The 17,124-nt window shown below is 38.7% G+C and carries 17 protein-coding genes and 1 pseudogene; 13 read left to right on the top strand and 5 right to left on the bottom strand.

Annotation, left to right across the window (positions count from 1 at the left end; translation table 11 throughout):
* Window positions 1–562 precede the first annotated feature (562 nt).
* From ACHABW_RS23675 to tsaD, 7 genes are all read left to right on the top strand, one after another.
* Window positions 563–1,714, top strand: coding sequence for a methyl-accepting chemotaxis protein (locus ACHABW_RS23675; protein WP_435759205.1), 1,152 nt, complete (start codon window positions 563–565; stop codon window positions 1,712–1,714).
* Between the two features lie 149 nt (window positions 1,715–1,863).
* Entirely contained in the window at window positions 1,864–2,988 is a 1,125-nt protein-coding gene (locus tag ACHABW_RS23670; RefSeq protein ID WP_435759203.1) for a trans-sulfuration enzyme family protein, read from the top strand.
* An 87-nt stretch (window positions 2,989–3,075) separates the two neighbouring features.
* Window positions 3,076–4,059 carry a thiamine-phosphate kinase gene (gene thiL, locus ACHABW_RS23665; protein ID WP_435759201.1) on the top strand — a complete coding sequence of 328 codons (984 nt, stop codon included), beginning with the start codon at window positions 3,076–3,078 and terminating at the stop codon, window positions 4,057–4,059.
* A gap of 18 nt (window positions 4,060–4,077) precedes the next feature.
* Window positions 4,078–4,542: a tRNA (adenosine(37)-N6)-threonylcarbamoyltransferase complex ATPase subunit type 1 TsaE gene (tsaE, locus tag ACHABW_RS23660; RefSeq protein WP_435759199.1), complete on the top strand. Its 465-nt coding sequence runs from the start codon at window positions 4,078–4,080 to the stop codon at window positions 4,540–4,542.
* Window positions 4,539–5,246, top strand: a complete 708-nt coding sequence (gene tsaB / locus ACHABW_RS23655; RefSeq protein WP_435759197.1) for a tRNA (adenosine(37)-N6)-threonylcarbamoyltransferase complex dimerization subunit type 1 TsaB — start codon at window positions 4,539–4,541, stop codon at window positions 5,244–5,246. The genes tsaE and tsaB overlap by 4 nt, the downstream gene beginning before the upstream one ends.
* Window positions 5,247–5,264: 18 nt before the next feature.
* Window positions 5,265–5,720: a ribosomal protein S18-alanine N-acetyltransferase gene (gene rimI, locus ACHABW_RS23650; RefSeq protein ID WP_435759195.1), complete on the top strand. Its 456-nt coding sequence runs from the start codon at window positions 5,265–5,267 to the stop codon at window positions 5,718–5,720.
* Window positions 5,717–6,730: a tRNA (adenosine(37)-N6)-threonylcarbamoyltransferase complex transferase subunit TsaD gene (tsaD, locus tag ACHABW_RS23645; protein ID WP_435759193.1), complete on the top strand. Its 1,014-nt coding sequence runs from the start codon at window positions 5,717–5,719 to the stop codon at window positions 6,728–6,730. The genes rimI and tsaD overlap by 4 nt, the downstream gene beginning before the upstream one ends.
* Before the next feature lie 575 nt (window positions 6,731–7,305).
* Here the strand turns inward: tsaD and ACHABW_RS23640 are convergent.
* Window positions 7,306–9,237, bottom strand: coding sequence for an ABC-F family ATP-binding cassette domain-containing protein (locus tag ACHABW_RS23640; RefSeq protein ID WP_435759191.1), 1,932 nt, complete (start codon window positions 9,235–9,237; stop codon window positions 7,306–7,308).
* A 148-nt stretch (window positions 9,238–9,385) separates the two neighbouring features.
* On the opposite strand from ACHABW_RS23640, the gene moaC reads away from it, so the two are divergent.
* On the top strand, window positions 9,386–9,868 hold the full coding sequence (gene moaC, locus ACHABW_RS23635) for a cyclic pyranopterin monophosphate synthase MoaC (protein WP_435759189.1): 483 nt from the start codon (window positions 9,386–9,388) through the stop codon (window positions 9,866–9,868).
* A gap of 79 nt (window positions 9,869–9,947) precedes the next feature.
* Window positions 9,948–10,583 (top strand): redox-sensing transcriptional repressor Rex, encoded by a 636-nt coding sequence (locus ACHABW_RS23630; RefSeq protein WP_110939266.1) that lies wholly within the window; start codon window positions 9,948–9,950, stop codon window positions 10,581–10,583.
* Window positions 10,584–10,648: 65 nt separating this feature from the next.
* Here ACHABW_RS23630 and ACHABW_RS23625 read toward each other — a convergent pair whose 3' ends face one another.
* Both ACHABW_RS23625 and ACHABW_RS23620 read right to left on the bottom strand, forming a co-directional pair.
* Window positions 10,649–10,846, bottom strand: coding sequence for a YdiK family protein (locus ACHABW_RS23625; protein WP_435759187.1), 198 nt, complete (start codon window positions 10,844–10,846; stop codon window positions 10,649–10,651).
* On the bottom strand, window positions 10,846–11,577 hold the full coding sequence (locus ACHABW_RS23620; RefSeq protein ID WP_435759185.1) for a lysostaphin resistance A-like protein: 732 nt from the start codon (window positions 11,575–11,577) through the stop codon (window positions 10,846–10,848). Before ACHABW_RS23620 ends, ACHABW_RS23625 begins: the two co-directional genes overlap by 1 nt.
* Window positions 11,578–12,091: 514 nt before the next feature.
* Between ACHABW_RS23620 and groES the strand changes: the two genes are divergently transcribed.
* The 3 genes from groES to ACHABW_RS23605 all read left to right on the top strand — a co-directional run bounded on the left by groES (window position 12,092) and on the right by ACHABW_RS23605 (window position 14,631).
* The gene (groES, locus tag ACHABW_RS23615; protein WP_110939263.1) at window positions 12,092–12,376 is read left to right on the top strand and encodes a co-chaperone GroES; all 285 of its coding nucleotides are present in this window, start codon (window positions 12,092–12,094) and stop codon (window positions 12,374–12,376) included.
* Window positions 12,377–12,552: 176 nt separating this feature from the next.
* Window positions 12,553–14,196 carry a chaperonin GroEL gene (gene groL / locus ACHABW_RS23610; RefSeq protein WP_435759183.1) on the top strand — a complete coding sequence of 548 codons (1,644 nt, stop codon included), beginning with the start codon at window positions 12,553–12,555 and terminating at the stop codon, window positions 14,194–14,196.
* A gap of 294 nt (window positions 14,197–14,490) precedes the next feature.
* Window positions 14,491–14,631, top strand: coding sequence for a hypothetical protein (locus tag ACHABW_RS23605; RefSeq protein WP_435759181.1), 141 nt, complete (start codon window positions 14,491–14,493; stop codon window positions 14,629–14,631).
* Window positions 14,632–14,828: 197 nt separating this feature from the next.
* Here the strand turns inward: ACHABW_RS23605 and ACHABW_RS23600 are convergent, their stop codons facing one another.
* Window positions 14,829–16,019, bottom strand: a complete 1,191-nt coding sequence (locus tag ACHABW_RS23600; RefSeq protein ID WP_435759179.1) for a tyrosine-type recombinase/integrase — start codon at window positions 16,017–16,019, stop codon at window positions 14,829–14,831.
* Between the two features lie 44 nt (window positions 16,020–16,063).
* Window positions 16,064–16,642: a helix-turn-helix domain-containing protein gene (locus ACHABW_RS23595; RefSeq protein WP_435759177.1), complete on the bottom strand. Its 579-nt coding sequence runs from the start codon at window positions 16,640–16,642 to the stop codon at window positions 16,064–16,066.
* 297 nt (window positions 16,643–16,939) lie between these two features.
* Here ACHABW_RS23595 and ACHABW_RS23590 point away from each other — a divergent pair.
* A pseudogene (locus tag ACHABW_RS23590) lies at window positions 16,940–17,124 on the top strand (excisionase); the annotation flags it as partial.

Raw genomic sequence — 17,124 nt, 5'->3', positions numbered from 1 at the left:
GCTCTCCAGCGCCGATGATAGTTGGGGGTTTCCCCCTGTGAAAGTAGGACGCCGCTGGGCAATTATGAAAAGACATTCTCTTAGGAGAGTGTCTTTTTTGTGGTTTTAAAGGGTTATGTATTTGTAATCTTGAGGTAGGTGCTACGGCGGTAGCACCTACCAACGTAGCAGGTAGAAATCGGGAGTATGAGCGAGAATAAGCGAGATTGAAAAGCTCTTTTTGAGGTAGGAAGAAACGAGAATAAGTGACATGAAATTAGCACTTTATATAATGACATACTTAAATGCCTACTCTAATAAAATCGCCCGATTACGCCAAGTGCAACTGCCTCTAACTGATTAATAACACTCCGTGAAAACAACTGACTCTAAATGGACGTACCATACTTGAAACACCCTTTTTAAACTAAAACCACACTATTTTTACCAACTTCATATAACTTATTACAAATAAATTCGAAAACAAAGATATGACATAAAAAATATTAGAATTTAAAGGAATTATTAACTGTCTAATGATACAATAAAACTAGTTATAAAGAATTAATAGAGAGGTATACATATGAAAAAAGTAGGGATTACATTTTTGGTGAGTTTGCTTGGTACAGTTTTGTTCTATTTAGTCACAAGTAGTATGTTTAATTCGTTTGAAGCACTTGTATTATTAGGCGTTATTTTTATTCCGTTTTTATTAAAAGATGTGATTGAGTTGAAAAGAAAATCTAATCCAGATGCCCAAAACGCTGTAGTTACTGATATACAGAAATACGAGCACCAGGAAGAGTCAAATGCCGAAGAGAATTCTTCGCTCGATAAATATGAAGAATTAACTAGGAAATTAGAAGAGCAATTGGTAAACCAAGAAGATGAGTATATGACCTTTAATTCTATTGTATTTCAATTAGCAGAGGGAATTCAAACACAATCTGTTTCTGCTGAGGATAGTTCTAAAGGCATGAATGAAATGGCTGCGGGGATTAATAGTATAGCTGAGAAAACTAGCTTAGCTGCATCGGCATCCACAGAGGCAGCTAAAGCAGCAAATGAAGGAAAAGTTCAGATGGGCGAGCTAGGGGAACAGATGGAACGAATTATTCAGACGTTTGGCGGTTTGGGTACTACTGTGGAAGAGTTTAATGAGAAGTCGAAGGAAATTGGTAAGATAATTAATGATATTAGAGGGATTGCGGATCAAACAAACTTGTTATCTTTAAATGCAAGTATTGAGGCAGCAAGAGCTGGTGCTGAAGGTAAGGGATTTGCGGTGGTTGCACAAGAAGTAGGGAAATTGTCGAAGCAGTCTAATGAGTTTGCTGAGCAGATTACGATCTTGGTTTCCACGATTCAGGATAAAGCCGGTAACGCTCAGGAAGCAATGGATACGTCCCACGAAGAATTGAACAAAGGAAAGCAGCTTGTAAAAGAGTCAGATAGCTCCTTTGAGGGGATTATGAGTTCGTCTCAGTTAGTGCATGGACAAATTGAAGAGATTACTGCTATTAGTCAGGAGATGGCTGCTGGTTCAGAGCAAGTTGCTGCCAGTATGACGGAAATCTCGAATGTAGCAAACAAGTCCAGTGAGCAATTTAATGAGCTTATTCCTGTGGTCATTAGCCAATTTGATTCAACGAATATGATGGTTGATTCTTTGAAAGAAATGAAGGCTGTTGGGAAGAACCCACACGAAGAAGAAAATTCGGTGAAACCAGCTTAATTTGATGGAAATGAGCTAGGCATCCTATTGCTTAGCTTTTTATGTGGTAAAAACAGGGGATTGTATTTTTGGATAAGATATTGTCAAAAAAATCGTGAATCATGTATGATAGTAAGAAAGTAATTATTGAGATAAGGGGTTGAAGTCTTTTGCGTTTTCAAACTAAGAATGTACACTTTCAACATAAAATGGATTCAACGGAGGTAAGTAAAACAAAGCCTATTTTTCAAACCTCGGCATTTTCATTTGAAAACTTCGACGATATGGAAGGATTTTTTGAAGGAAAGAAGAATTATTTATACTCAAGAATGGGTAATCCGAATACAGATGATTTAGGTAAAGGGGTTGCGGATCTTGAAGGAGCAGAAGCAGGGGTTGCTACTTCATCTGGCTTATCTGCTATACTTGCTGGGATTTTATCTGTTGCTAAAGCAGGTGATCATGTTGTCGCTACACAGGATCTTTATGGAGGAACGTATCAATTATTAGCTCGAGAACTACCTGATTTAGGAATTTCAGTTAGTTTTGTTAATTTTGAAAGCCGGGAAGAGATTGAGGAAGCGATCACTGAGAACACTGTTTTACTTTATTCTGAATCCGTGACGAATCCGTTATTGCGAGTGGAAGATTTGACGGGAATGGTGAAAATTGCAGCGAGCCATAAATTAAAAACAATGGTTGATAATACGTTTGCTACGCCTTACTTAATTCGACCTCATGAAGCGTCCGTAGATATTGTTGTACATAGTGCTACAAAGTATATAGGTGGACATAGTGATGTAACGGCTGGAGTTGTTACTGGAAATTTTGATTTAATGACAAAAGCACAAGGAAAAGTTTCTAATTTAGGTAGTAATCTTGGACCTATGGATGGCTGGCTTGCTTGCCGTGGTTTAAAGACGTTAAGCCTTCGCATGCAAAAACAATGTGATAATGCACAGGAATTAGCGAAAGCTTTGAGAGATAATGCCATGATCAAGCAGGTGCATTATCCTACGGCTGTTTCTCAACACGGTAATGGAGCGATTGTGACAGTTGATTTCACAGATGAGCTGAGTGTCCATGAGTTTTCGAAGCGACTTGAATGGATCAAAATAGTTCCGACATTAGCTGGATTGGAAACATCCATTACCTATCCCGCCGGAACCTCTCACCGATCAATGCCGAAAGAGATGCGCGAGAAATTAGGTGTGACAGATTCGATGATTCGTATTTCCGTTGGGATTGAAGATGCGGAAGATATCATTGCTGTCTTTAAGAAGGCATTATCATAAATAGTTGAAAAAGGGGGAGGAATCCTCCTTTTTTTGATATAATGAGCACGATGCGACTAACATTGACTAGTGGAGAGGACACATTTTATGAATAATGAATTTGATTGGATTAAAAGTGTGACACCAACAAAGACGTACCATTCTTCTGTAAAGGTTGGAATAGGAGATGATGCGGCGATTTACAGCCATGGGCCTAATGAGGAATCGGTTGTTGCTGTAGATACGATGGTCGAAGGTGTTCATTTTAGAAAAGATACGATGCCAATTAAATCCATTGGGTATAAGGTGCTTGCTGTAAATCTTAGTGATATGGCCGCCATGGGAGCTTCACCACGGTATTTTCTCGTATCCATTGCTATTCCGAAACAGGGATGGTCGCTGGAAGAGACGACGGAAATCTATGCCGGGATGAATGAACTTGCTGAGAGGTGGCAAATCGATCTCATAGGTGGTGATACGGTTTCTACGAAGGGGCCACTGGTTATTACTGTTACCGTAATTGGCAGCGTGATTACCGGTAAAAGACTGCTTCGGTCGAACGCGAAACCTGCAGATATCGTATTTACTACAGGGCAATTAGGTTTGTCTGCCTATGGTTTGGAGATGCTTCTAGAAACGGGATTAAAAGTAATGGAAGATATCTCCTTACGACCTTTTATGAAAGCTCATCAAAAACCGGAGCCACAACTCGAGGCAGGAGGTCTTCTTGCGGACTCAGGGTATCGCATTAGTTTAAATGATATTAGTGACGGTATTGCCCATGAAGCGAAAGAGATTGCTGGAGCGAGTGATGTAGATATTATCATAGATTGGGATAAGTTAGTGATCAGGGAAGAATTTTTAGAACATTCTTTGGAAAAACAAGAAGAATGGGTGTTATACAGTGGCGAAGATTTCCATTTAGTAGGAACAATGTCGGAAGCAGACTTTGAAAAAATCAGCATAGTTTTCAAAGAACATGATTTGCAAATACACGCGATTGGAAATGTGGAAACAGGAGAAGGTCGTGTATTTTTAGAACGAAGAGGTAATCGATCGCCAATTAAAAAAGCAGGTTACCATCATTTTTAGAAGCAGGAGTTGCGTGAAATGAATCAAAAATGGACAAGGACCACTTATAACCCGGAGGAAACGGACGGCTTTGCCAGGAGTCTTGGAACACTATTGAAAGCTAACGATGTGCTGACGCTGGAAGGAGATCTTGGCACGGGGAAAACGACGTTTACGAAGGGATTAGCTAGAGCGATTGGCGTTACTAAAACAGTAAATAGCCCAACGTTTACGATCATGAAAGAATACAAAGGAAGGTTACCCCTTTATCATATGGATGCGTATCGAATCGAGGATGATATGGAGGATCTTGGGTTGGATGAGTATTTTGAGGGTGATGGCGTGACAGTTGTTGAATGGCCAAAGATGATAGGCGATCAACTGCCTGGAGAAAGACTAGACATTTATATTGAGTATGGGAAAGAACTAGACTCCAGAGTTTTTCGGTTTCATGCTCATGGTCAACGATATGACAAATTGTGTGAGGAGTTATTTCAACTATGAATATATTAGCCATAGATACATCCACGTATGTCATGGGAGTAGCCATTTTGAGAGATGGTGTCCCTGCTGGTGAGATGAGAACTCATTTGAAGAAGAACCATTCCATTAGACTAATGCCGGCGATCAGGGCTTTATTTGAGGAAGTAGACATGAAACCAGCAGAGTTGGATCGAATTGTCGTATCGGAAGGTCCCGGATCTTATACAGGTGTTAGAATAGGAGTAACTACTGCTAAAACAATGGCGTGGGCACTCAATAGACCAGTGATTGGTGTTTCGAGCATGGAAATGCTTGCGCAAAATGGCCGGTATTTTAATGGGGTCATATCGCCTTTTTATGATGCGAGGCGTGGACAAGTGTTTACAGGCTTATACAGAAGTATGAGTAACGGGATTATTAGAGAGTCTGAAGATCTGATTACGCTTCATGACGGCTGGCTGAAGGCTCTTAAGGAGCAAGGCGAACCGGTTTTGTGCGTCAGTCCGGATATGGAGAAGCATAAGGAACTCATTCAACAGGAATTAGGGGACTTAGCGATAATTGGTACGGAGATAGATGCCTTGCCGAGCCCACTGGAACTAGCTAGAATTGGAATGAGGAAAGACGTTGTGACAACAGCACATGAGTTTTCTCCTAATTATTTAAGATTAGCAGAGGCGGAAGCGAAATGGCTTGAGAAAATAAAGGACGAGAAGAAACGTTGACATTAAGGAGAATCAATTATGGAAGAGGTCGTTCAAGTCAGGCTTATGGAGCTTGGCGATTTAAAGCAGGTCATGGAATTAGAAGAGGAATGCTTCTCTACTCCGTGGACGTATGATGCTTATTTTAACGAATTAACGAAAAATCAGTTTGCCTATTATATCGTGGCAGAGACGGAGGATAAAGTCGTTGGATACTGTGGGCTATGGGTCATAGTAGACGAAGCACATATTACAAATATTGCCGTATCACCTTCCTTACGAAGGCAAGGTGTCGGGGAATATATACTACGGGGCAGTATGGAAATGGCGAAGACACTTGGAGCAGAAAAAATCAGTTTAGAAGTTCGCGTCTCCAATGACCCTGCGCAAAAATTATATCGAAAGTTTGGATTCCAAGATGGTGGAATTCGCAAGAACTATTATACAGATAACCAAGAGAATGCGTTGGTCATGTGGGCGGTGCTAAACGAATGAGTGAAAAGGATACATTAATAGTAGGAATTGAGACCAGCTGCGATGAGACAGCCGTAGCCGTTGTGAAAAATGGGCGTGAGATTCTCAGTAACGTCGTTTCTTCGCAGATCGAGAGTCATAAACGGTTTGGAGGAGTAGTTCCCGAGATTGCTTCAAGGCATCACGTGGAGCAAGTAACCGTGATTATTGAAGCGGCGATGACAGAAGCGGATGTCACGTTTGCGGAAGTGGATGCAATTGCCGTTACAGAAGGACCAGGATTAGTCGGGGCTTTGTTAGTAGGTGTAAATGCCGCGAAAGCTTTGGCGTTTGCTGTGGATAAACCGTTAATTGGTGTGCACCACATTGCTGGTCATATTTATGCGAATCATATTGTAGAAGAACTGACTTTTCCGTTGCTGACACTGGTTGTGTCCGGCGGCCATACCGAATTAGTATACATGGAGGAGCACGGATCCTATGAAGTCATCGGTGAGACACGGGATGATGCTGTAGGGGAAGCGTATGATAAGGTGGCTCGAACAATTGGGTTACCTTATCCTGGTGGACCTCATATCGACAGACTGGCGGCAGAGGGCGAACCAGTGATTACCTTCCCACGCTCATGGTTAGAGCCAGGCTCGTATGATTTTAGCTTCAGTGGATTAAAATCCTCTGTTATTAACACGTTGCATAATGCAAAGCAACGAGGCGAATCGTGGACGAATGAACAAATAGCGGCTAGCTTTCAAGCGAGTGTGATAGAAGTGCTGGTCGGAAAAACGATGGCAGCTGCAAAAGAAAAGCAGGTAAAACGTGTTTTACTAGCTGGTGGAGTAGCAGCCAACAAAGGTCTTCGAGCAGCTTTGACTAAAGCATGCGAAGCAGAAGGTTTAAGACTAACCATTCCTCCTTTAAAGTTATGCACAGACAACGCAGCTATGATTGCTGCGGCAGGAACGGTGAAATGGAAGCAAGGACGCTTTGCTGATGACAGGTTAAACGGTCATTCAGGTTTGGAATTAAATTAAATAATGAAAGATGGGCACTGAAAAAGTTGATTCGAACTTTATCAGTGCCTTTTTTCTATAGAATTCTTTATTATGTAGAGATTGTTGTATGTATTTGAACAGAGCTACTCGAATTCGCTCTAGGTACGAATTGGGGTCCGAATTGGGGTCAGACCCCCCATTATCTGGGAAATGCGAATATATGATCTTGTTAATAACAGGATATCCACAAGTTGTGGATAATGTGGGTAACTTCATAGTTTTGTTCTATACCAACAAAACTATATGTTAATAATTAAATTGTGGATAAGTAGTAAGTAATGTGAGTACATTACAGGAACACTTTAACAACAGTCTTTTGCTTGTGGATATACCTGTGGATACTGTGGATATGTCAGAATATACTTACGACTTATAAGGAAGCGTTTTAATAATATGTGTATAAGTTATTTTCAGAAAAATGTTATACACATATAAAAAGAAAAACGAAGCATGACAGTATGAAAACTGCCTACTTCGTCTGTTAATAAATAATGATAGCTTTGTTTTGCGATCCGACTCCCTTTAGAAAATAGGGGATATCGATCGTTTCTCTGCTATTCTTCTGTTTGAAGGAGTTCCCATTCCTCTAGAAGGCTTTCGATCGCCTCTTTAGAGTTCTCAAGTTCTTTGTTTAACGCCATCGTTTTCTCATGATCCTGGTTAATCACAGGATCGCAAAGTTCCTCTTCCAGCCTGAGAACAGAAGCTTCTTCCTGTTCAACCTTCTTCTCAATTTCTTCGATTCTGCGTTGAAGTTGGCGCTCTTTCTTTTTGTTTTCCTTATCCTGTTGATAATCCGTCTTGGAATGTTTATCAACCGACTTATCCACAGAACTGGTACTAGCCGCAATTTTTTCATCGGCTAATCGCTTGAACTCTGCTATTTCTTCTTTTTTAGCCACGTAATAATCATAATCGCCAAGAAAGCTTTTCATGGAAGTCGCTGATAATTCTACGACCCTTGTAGCCATCCGGTTCACAAAATAACGGTCATGAGACACGAATAACAGTGTACCGGGATAATCGATTAAGGCGTTTTCCAGCACTTCTTTACTATCTAAATCCAAATGGTTTGTCGGCTCATCCAAGATAAGCAGGTTTGCTTTTTGCATCATTAATTTAGCTAATGCAAGACGAGCTTTTTCCCCACCACTTAGATCAAATACCGTTTTCAACACATCTTCGCCACTAAAAAGAAAGTTTCCGAGTACGGTACGAATATCTTTTTCATTCGTCTGTGGATAATCATCCCATAACTCTTGCAGTACTGTTTTATTCGAGGTTAAGTTTGCTTGTTCCTGGTCGTAGTACCCAATGGTGACACTGCTTCCATATCGAATCGTTCCTTTTTTAGGCTTCAGATTACCCGCAATGGCTTTGATTAAGGTTGATTTACCGATACCATTTGGACCGATCAAGGCAACACTTTCCGAACGGTTCAGCTTTAAATCAATGTTTTCGAATAAAGTAGTATCATTAAAGCCAACAGTTAGATCGTCAATCATGAGCACGTCGTTACCGCTTTGTTTATCAATGTTAAAACGGAAATTAGCCGATTGGTCTTCAGATTTAGGGCGGTTAACCAGATCCATTCTCTCTAACTGCTTACGGCGGCTTTTCGCACGGTTACTTGTGGAGGCACGTGCTAAGTTTTTCTGTACGAATTCTTCGAGTTTCTTTACTTCGCCTTGCTGTTTTTCAAATATTTTCATTTCCTGTTCATGGCGAAGTGCTTTTTCTTCCAAATACTTTGAATAGTTACCGGGATATTTCACAGTCTTTTGAAAAGACAGTTCATACACATTGTCGACAACGCGATCCAAGAAATAACGGTCGTGGGAGACGATTAAAATCGAACCGTCATAGCTGGAAAGATACTGCTCTAACCATGTGAGCGTTTGAATGTCTAAGTGGTTGGTTGGCTCGTCCAATACTAATAAGTCAGGAGCGGAAAGCAATAGTTTTCCTAATGCTAATCTTGTTTTTTGTCCACCGCTTAACGAATGAATCGGAGTTTCATAATCAAAATTGCTGAAATGAAGTCCTGACAAAATGCTGCGAATATCTGCCTCGTATTGAAAGCCTCCACTGTCTTTAAAGTCTTGTTGTAATTGATCATACTCCTCAAGAATTTTCTCGAAATCAGACCTGTCCGGATCGCTCATTTTTTCTTCTAGCTTACGAAGTTTCTGTTCCATCTTCTTGAGCGGTTCAAAAACAAGAAGCATCTCATCCCATATCGAACGAGACGAGTTTAAGCCACTGTCTTGCGCTAGATAGCCTACTTCCACTTCCTTTGGTATGATCAGATCCCCCGAATCATAGGAAAGTTCGCCTGTGATAATTTTCAGGAGGGTGGATTTACCGGCACCGTTTCTACCAACTAAAGCGACTCTCTCGCGACTTTTTATTTCCAGTTTTACATTTGATAGTATTTCATCGGTTCCATATGCTTTCGATAGTTGCACACATTGTAATAAAATCATGATAGTTCATCCTCACCTTAAATGCCGTACCTTTTCACATGATAAGTGTATATGATAAGCATCAATTACCGCAACCCTCCAGCGTTTCAATGTGCAGAATGTGAAAGAATAGTGTACAATAGAAGCAATAGAAAGAGGGGGAAGAACGATGGATTCATTTACACATTTTAATGAACAAGGCCGTGCGAAAATGGTAGATATTTCAGATAAAGACGAAACGGTACGAACGGCAGTGGCCAAATCAAGTATTCAAGTAAATAAAGAAATATACGAAGGTATTCAACAAGGATCGATGAAAAAAGGGGATGTATTAGCTGTCGCGCAAGTAGCGGGAATTATGGCCGCAAAAAATACATCGCAATGGATCCCTATGTGTCACCCTTTATCTTTATCGGGTGTGGATATCCGTTTTGACTGGAATGTTAAGGATGACTTGTACATTCTGGCGATAGAAGTAAGTGTGAAAACAAAAGGTAGCACAGGTGTTGAAATGGAAGCGTTAACATCAGCGTCTGCAACGGCACTGACTATCTATGATATGTGTAAGGCTGTGGATAAGGGTATGATGATAGGAGAAACGTATTTATTGCAAAAAACAGGTGGGAAAAACGGTGACTTCAAAAGAGATTAATAAATCCAAACATAGTATTCATGTAAAATGAGAGAACAGAAGATTTAGAAGTGCTACATAGAACTGGAGGAAAATAACTATGGACATTGATCAGGCCAAAATCCCGCAGGCAACAGCAAGGCGGTTACCATTATATTATCGTTTCTTAGAAGGCTTGCAAGCTTCCGGAAAACACCGTGTTTCCTCTTCCGAGTTAAGCGAAGCGGTTAAAGTTGATTCCGCTACGATACGAAGAGATTTTTCTTATTTTGGGGCACTCGGGAAAAAAGGGTACGGATATAATGTAAATTACTTATTGTCCTTTTTCCGGGAAACGCTGGACCAGGATGAATTAACGAAAGTTACGCTTGTCGGGGTAGGTAACCTTGGTACTGCGTTACTCAATTATAATTTCAGTAAAACGAATAATACGCGAATTGAAATGGCTTTTGATGTGGATGAGAGCATCGTGGGCACAACAATTAGTGGGGTTCCAATTTATCATTTGGACACCTTCAAGGACCGAGTAGGTGGAAATGTGGACGTGGCGATTCTTACCGTACCATCGAATGTAGCGCAAAACATCGCTGACCATCTTGTGGACTCGGGGATAAAAGGGATTCTTAATTTTACCCCTGCACGTTTATCGGTTCCGGAGCATATCCGGGTTCATCATATTGATCTGTCCGTCGAGCTTCAATCGCTCATTTACTTTTTGAAGCATTATCCGTTATAAATATAAGAAAGGGGAGGGAAAGGATCATAGTTGATCCTTTCCCTCCCCTTTTTTTTAATGTAGTTTTATTTTTTCTGACGTTTTCGTGCGGCAGTTGCAAAATAGCGAAAAGCTATCATGTAATCAATCGCCGCAAATGCCATAAGAATAACCGTCCAAACATCCCAGCCGGCTGTTTCTCCAGCGGACTGTATTGCAAAGAAAAGAAATAATGTTCCTAGAAATAAATAAATATAACCGAAAAATCGGGGAGATTTAGTCATTAGAAAAGACCTCCTAGTATCGCTTGAACAGTCTGTTCCGTTTCTTCCAGCTGTTCTAGTAAATCTTGCAGCTCTTCGCCATAAATGACCTGAACAATCATGACGAATGAATTAATTCCAACGTGTGCAATAATCGGAACAATAATACGTTTTGTTTTTACATATAGGAAGGCAAAGACAATTCCCATTGAAAGATAAACAAGAAGGTTTTCAAAATCCCAGTGCACGACAGCAAAAATTAAACCACTGGAGATGGATGCAATCCAAAACCCAAATCGTTTAAATAAACTTCCGAAGATGACCATGCGAAAAACAATCTCTTCCATGACTGGAGCAAATACAGCGACTGCAAGCATCATCAATGGAACGCTGGTAGCCATGTCCACAATCATTTCTGTGTTTTCAGATCCGGGTTCAATACCCAACAGAAGAGTATTAATGATGGAAGCAATGTACTGTGAAGCAAAAGCTAAAATAATACCTAAGAGCGACCAACCTATAGTTGTGCCGGCATCAGCACGATTCTCCATAAAGGCACGATCAGGTTTTGATTTAAAGGCAATAAAAGAAATGAGCAGGAAACCAATTGTAAAACCAATAAATAGTGAGAGTCCGGACAGCTCTTCTTCTGTTCCTGAGTAACCGGATACCATCATAAGTGGAATGATTACAATCGGCGAAAGCTGTGTTAAAACAAACGCAAATAGTATGAGCCAGTATTTTTTCGTCAACGGGCATTCTCCTTTATAATAAGTAAATCATTTTTAGCAAGTGTTCAAATTAGCAAGCTTTTTGAACGATACTCTATTCATGACTCTGAATCACATAAATATTGTATCACAACCTCTTAGGAAAATAGAAAGGAGAGGCCTTTTTAATTAGAACATTACTAATTTCGTTCTAGTGCAAACTCTCAACTTGATGCTTTAATGGTGGCGTAAGGTTACGCTTTACTTAATAAAAGACGCTAGGCGTTTTTCTTAAGTATATGTGTGGTAGAAGTGGTGCATGATGAATAGGGTAAAAAGCTTTGAGTTTTAGATATTTCGGTTAAGGGCATAGAAAAAATGGCACCTGAGAAAATAGTCGAAAGAAAATCTTGGGAAATTAGGACGAAAAGGTTGCATTATTTTTGCTAGTTGATTATCATAATAATTGTGTTAGCACTCAACAAGGTCGAGTGCTAATAAAAAGAAGGAACACACTTTGATAAGTGTGTCAGACATTAAAAGGAGGGTATTTTCCTTGTTAAAACCATTAGGTGATCGTATTGTTATTGAATTGAGTGAGCAAGAAGAAAAAACAGCATCTGGAATTGTACTTCCCGATTCTGCAAAAGAAAAGCCACAAGAAGGCAAAGTTATTGCAGTAGGTACTGGACGTGTTACAGATAATGGCGAGCGCATTGATCTAGAAGTAAAAACAGGCGACTCGATTATTTTCTCTAAGTATTCAGGTACAGAAGTGAAGTACGAAGGCTCGGAATATCTAATCCTTCGTGAGAGCGATGTATTAGCGATTATTGGCTAAAGATGACGTACTAAATTTTCAACTGATGCGTAATGATGAATGCACGACATTTTTCAAATAAAGAGGTAGTTCAAAAGAGGATGAAAAGGAAAAGCAACAGGAATCGTTTTCCACATACTAGTTTTGAGTTTCCTCACATAGAGAACTACATATTTTAATAGGAGGTAGATGAGAGCATGGCAAAAGATATTAAATTTAGCGAAGACGCACGCCGTTCCATGAAACGCGGTGTGGACCGTTTAGCTGACACAGTGAAAGTAACACTTGGACCAAAGGGGCGTAATGTTGTTCTTGAAAAGAAATTCGGTTCTCCATTAATCACTAATGACGGTGTTACAATCGCAAAAGAGATTGAATTAGAAGATAACTTTGAAAACATGGGTGCACAGCTTGTTGCTGAAGTAGCTAGTAAGACAAATGATATCGCTGGTGACGGAACAACAACTGCAACAGTTCTTGCTCAAGCGATGATCAACGAAGGTCTTAAAAACGTAACATCTGGTGCAAATCCTATGGTTATTCGTAAAGGGATCGAGAAAGCTACGAAAGCAGCAGTAGCAGAATTAAGAAAGAATTCTAAGCCTATTGAAAGCAAAGAATCTATTTCTCAGGTTGCTGCTATTTCATCTGCGGATGAAGAAGTAGGTCAATTGATTGCAGAAGCAATGGAGCGCGTTGGAAACGACGGTGTTATCACTGTGGAAGAATCAAAAGGATCTGATACAGAATTAGAAGTTGTAGAAGGTATGCAATTCGATCGCGGATATTCATCTCCATATATGGTGACTGATTCCGATAAAATGGAAGCTGTTCTTGATGACCCGTATATCTTGATTACGGATAAGAAGATTGGCAACATTCAAGAAGTACTTCCTGTTCTTGAGCAAGTTGTTCAACAAAGCCGTCCAATCTTAATTATTGCTGAAGACGTAGAAGGCGAAGCGCTAGCTACTCTAGTAGTAAATAAACTTCGTGGTACATTCAATGCAGTTGCTGTTAAAGCACCTGGATTCGGTGACCGTCGTAAAGCAATGTTAGAAGATGTTGCTACATTAACTGGTGGTGAAGTGATTACAGAAGACTTAGGTTTAGACCTTAAGTCAGCGAGTATCACTCAACTAGGTCGTGCGTCTAAAGTTGTTGTAACAAAAGACAACACAACGATCGTTGATGGAGCTGGTGACGCTGCTGAAATCTCTAGCCGCGTAAATCAATTAAAAGCACAATTAGAAGAAACTACTTCTGAGTTCGATAAAGAAAAACTACAAGAGCGCCTTGCTAAATTAGCTGGCGGTGTAGCAGTTGTGAAAGTTGGAGCGGCTACAGAAACAGAAATGAAAGAGAAAAAACTTCGTATTGAAGACGCGTTAAACTCTACTCGTGCAGCAGTAGAAGAAGGAATTGTTGCCGGTGGTGGTACAGCGTTAATCAACGTACTAGACGCTGTGAGAGCAGTTAAAGCTGAAGGAGACGAGCAAACTGGTGTAAACATCGTTATTCGTGCACTAGAAGAGCCACTTCGTCAAATCGCTCAAAACGCTGGACTAGAAGGTTCTATCATCGTAGAACGTCTAAAAGCAGAAAAAGTAGGCATTGGTTTCAATGCAGCTACTGGCGAATATGTAAACATGGTTGAAGCTGGTATCATCGACCCAACGAAAGTTACGCGTTCAGCACTTCAAAACGCAGCTTCCGTATCTGCAATGTTCTTGACAACAGAAGCAGTCATTGCTGACTTCCCAGAAGAAGGCGGTTCCGGCGGCGGAATGCCTGATATGGGCGGCATGGGTGGCATGGGCGGTATGGGCGGCATGATGTAATATAGGTTTTAAACCTTTTTATATCAACGTTTATAACGTTAGGTGATATTAAAACCACCGAAAAAACCACCGATATAAGTTAATAAGATTTTTAGAGAGGTTTTCCATTAAGTTTCCGAACTTATTGGATGCCTCTTTTTTGATGTTTTTTGTCATATGTGTCTAAATACATGGTTAATTTTTTGGGGCCTATTGGCGCTAGTAAAGACTTTGACGCTGTAGTTTTTGGAAGAACAACTACAGGAGCATTTGTAGGAAATAATTTTATTAATAATTCCAAAGGGAAGTGACCGAATGAGCTGGAAAAAAGTTTCTGATGGGGCATCAAATGGATTTGAGGAATTTATTAATGTAATGAAAGGGAAGAAAAACATTGAAGATGCAATGATAGACATTAAGAAGCATTTTAATGAAAAGAGAAAGAAAACAAGCTGAAGGATATAAAATATCTTAATAAATTATATTGAATCAAAAAATACGAGTCACCCATGACTCGTATTTTTCATGTTCACAATATGTGATAAACAGAGAATAAATAATAAATTATTGTTAGTGGAGTTCGTTCCAAAGTGGCAGCTCTTACACGTTCATAAGTTCATAAGTTCATAAGAATACCGAAAAAATCACCGATATTAGTCAATTAGATTTTTAGAGAGGTTTTCCATTAAGTTTCCGAACTTATTGGACGCCTCTTTTTTGATGTTTTTTGTCATATGTGCGTATATATCCATGGTTGTGTTAATATCGCTATGTCCTAGACGTTCTTGTATCTCTTTGATATGAACATTAGCTTCAATTAATAATGAAGTATGAGTATGTCTGAATGAGTGTGGAGTAAGTTTTTTTGTAATACTTGATTTTTTAAGCAATCTACTCATTCTAATTGATATATGTTTAATCGTTTTAGGATAGCCTTCGTTCATTGCAAATATAAAGTTATCGTCATTGTAGAACTGTTTGTTTTCTTTTTTTATTTTATCTTGTTCTACTTTATTTAGTTGAAGAAGGGAAATTAAAATAGGATCGATTGTTATTGTTCTTCTTGATCCGGTATTTTTTGGAGTTAGTAGTTTGTACTTTAGTTTGTTATTTGTTGGATTATAGTAGGTTTTGTAAACTCGTAATGTAAGTTCTGTATAATCAATATCAGACCACCTCAGAGCAATCATTTCACCAATCCTTAAGCCAGTATATGCTAACATAGTAAAAGCAAGTAGATCCCCCTCTAAGCCTTCTTCCTTAGCTATACTTAAAAACTCTTCTAGTTCTTCTTTTTCAAGGAACTTTTCTTGAATTGGACCTTGCTTCTCCAGATCCTCTACTGTTTCTATTTTCTTAGGAATTTTAACACCTTTGGTAGGAACGTCTTTGATTAATTTATTTTCGAGTGCATATTCAAAAACCATATTTGCCGAAGTATGAATACTTGCAATATAATTTGTACTAAATTTCGTAGCCAATTCATCAATGCAGTCTTGATAGGACTTTTTCTTTATCTTTTGAATAGGTGTTTTGCCAAACTTAAAGTTTATGTGCTTTAAGGCAATCCTTCTCGCTCTTAAACTACTCTCTTTTGCAAGATTAGCGTAATGCTGTTCCCAATCTTGAAGTAGTGCTTCAAAGGTTGTACTAGTTGGTTGAATATACTCACCCTTGTCGAGTTGATTTTCAATAATAGCGGCTGCAAGTTTAGCATCCTTTTTAGTCCTAAAACCTTGTTTATAAACTCTTCTCTCCTTTCCAGTCCCTGGATCGGTACCGACATACACAACATATCCCCATGTTAAACCATTATTGGAATCCTTCTTATAAATCCGTGCCATAAAATCACCTGTCTTTATATGATAAGAGCATTAAGAGAATGTAATTATTCAATTATTGATATATCGTAATGTGATTCTAAATATCCCCAATCATTTAAATAAACATTAATTTTTTCATCTAACGAAGATTTCATAATAAACTCAACGAGATTGTGTTTAATATAGTTTTCAGCATAGAAAGGCATATTAAGGCTATCTATTTTAGTTTGATATTTTTTTGGTACTATGCAATCTATCGCCAAGTATTCGTCAGTTTTAAATTTTAAATAACAGTGAACCTCGATTTCAAATTCAATTCTCTCTCGTTCAAATTCTATCTTACATAGAATATTAATTGAGAATTTGTTATTAATAATTTCTTGATTTTGTTTGAAATTAAGAAATAATGCTTCTAAGTCCAATTCATTATTAGACATTTCATCATTTGCAATTTCTTTGAAATCAACTGAAACATCATAGTAAGTAAATATGTCCCCCGGTTGGCAATTTAATAAATTACACAATTGACTTAGAGTTTCAAATTGAACTCCAGAACCATTATTGTTGTATAGGTTAGAAATTGTTGTTCTAGAGAGTGAAGTGTTATCTTTAACTTTTTGAATATTAAGATTTTTTTCAGCCATTAGCACTCTTAAATTACAATGAACAATTCCGATCGAAATCACCTTCTTTTAAAGTATTAATGTAATAATATCACATAATGAATTTATAACCAATACTCTAATCAAAATAACTTGACAATGATATAAATTTATTCTACACTCGTTTTAGATCGCATTAACCAATTGTCTGGTTATTATGATTTGATAATGAATTAATAAAGGGGGATTTTTAAAAAGTCTTCATACTTTGGGAATAAAAAGTTAGTCTATTTAAAGCTATTAGATGAAGAAAGAATGAGAGGAAGGTGGGCAGAAGAAATGATAGACATAAAAGTTGATGAAACTATGATTAATACGATGCTCGAAAAAGCCATTAATGATCAAGTTAATGAAATTGCTAGACGCAGATATTTTTTAACATACGGGGAACTTGCTAAGTATTTAAACATTAGTAAACCACTCATTGAAGAACGGTTAATTAAAAATGGCCTTCCTTATTATAA

Origin of the sequence: Salipaludibacillus sp. CF4.18 (assembly GCF_051262595.1) — a bacterium.
Lineage (GTDB): Bacteria > Bacillota > Bacilli > Bacillales > Salisediminibacteriaceae > Salipaludibacillus > Salipaludibacillus neizhouensis.
The sequence above is the reverse complement of the archived record's forward strand: the minus strand, read 5'-3'. Positions and strand labels throughout refer to the sequence as shown.

Bases quoted from the DNA above. Each gene is read 5' to 3' on its own strand.
- ACHABW_RS23675 (WP_435759205.1), top strand. From the start codon at position 563: ATGAAAAAAGTAGGGATTACATTTTTGGTGAGTTTGCTTGGTACAGTT.
- thiL (WP_435759201.1), top strand. From the start codon at position 3,076: ATGAATAATGAATTTGATTGGATTAAAAGTGTGACACCAACAAAGACG.
- tsaE (WP_435759199.1), top strand. From the start codon at position 4,078: ATGAATCAAAAATGGACAAGGACCACTTATAACCCGGAGGAAACGGAC.
- tsaB (WP_435759197.1), top strand. From the start codon at position 4,539: ATGAATATATTAGCCATAGATACATCCACGTATGTCATGGGAGTAGCC.
- rimI (WP_435759195.1), top strand. From the start codon at position 5,265: ATGGAAGAGGTCGTTCAAGTCAGGCTTATGGAGCTTGGCGATTTAAAG.
- tsaD (WP_435759193.1), top strand. From the start codon at position 5,717: ATGAGTGAAAAGGATACATTAATAGTAGGAATTGAGACCAGCTGCGAT.
- ACHABW_RS23640 (WP_435759191.1), bottom strand. From the start codon at position 9,237: ATGATTTTATTACAATGTGTGCAACTATCGAAAGCATATGGAACCGAT.
- moaC (WP_435759189.1), top strand. From the start codon at position 9,386: ATGGATTCATTTACACATTTTAATGAACAAGGCCGTGCGAAAATGGTA.
- ACHABW_RS23630 (WP_110939266.1), top strand. From the start codon at position 9,948: ATGGACATTGATCAGGCCAAAATCCCGCAGGCAACAGCAAGGCGGTTA.
- ACHABW_RS23625 (WP_435759187.1), bottom strand. From the start codon at position 10,846: ATGACTAAATCTCCCCGATTTTTCGGTTATATTTATTTATTTCTAGGA.
- groL (WP_435759183.1), top strand. From the start codon at position 12,553: ATGGCAAAAGATATTAAATTTAGCGAAGACGCACGCCGTTCCATGAAA.
- ACHABW_RS23605 (WP_435759181.1), top strand. From the start codon at position 14,491: ATGAGCTGGAAAAAAGTTTCTGATGGGGCATCAAATGGATTTGAGGAA.
- ACHABW_RS23600 (WP_435759179.1), bottom strand. From the start codon at position 16,019: ATGGCACGGATTTATAAGAAGGATTCCAATAATGGTTTAACATGGGGA.
- ACHABW_RS23595 (WP_435759177.1), bottom strand. From the start codon at position 16,642: ATGGCTGAAAAAAATCTTAATATTCAAAAAGTTAAAGATAACACTTCA.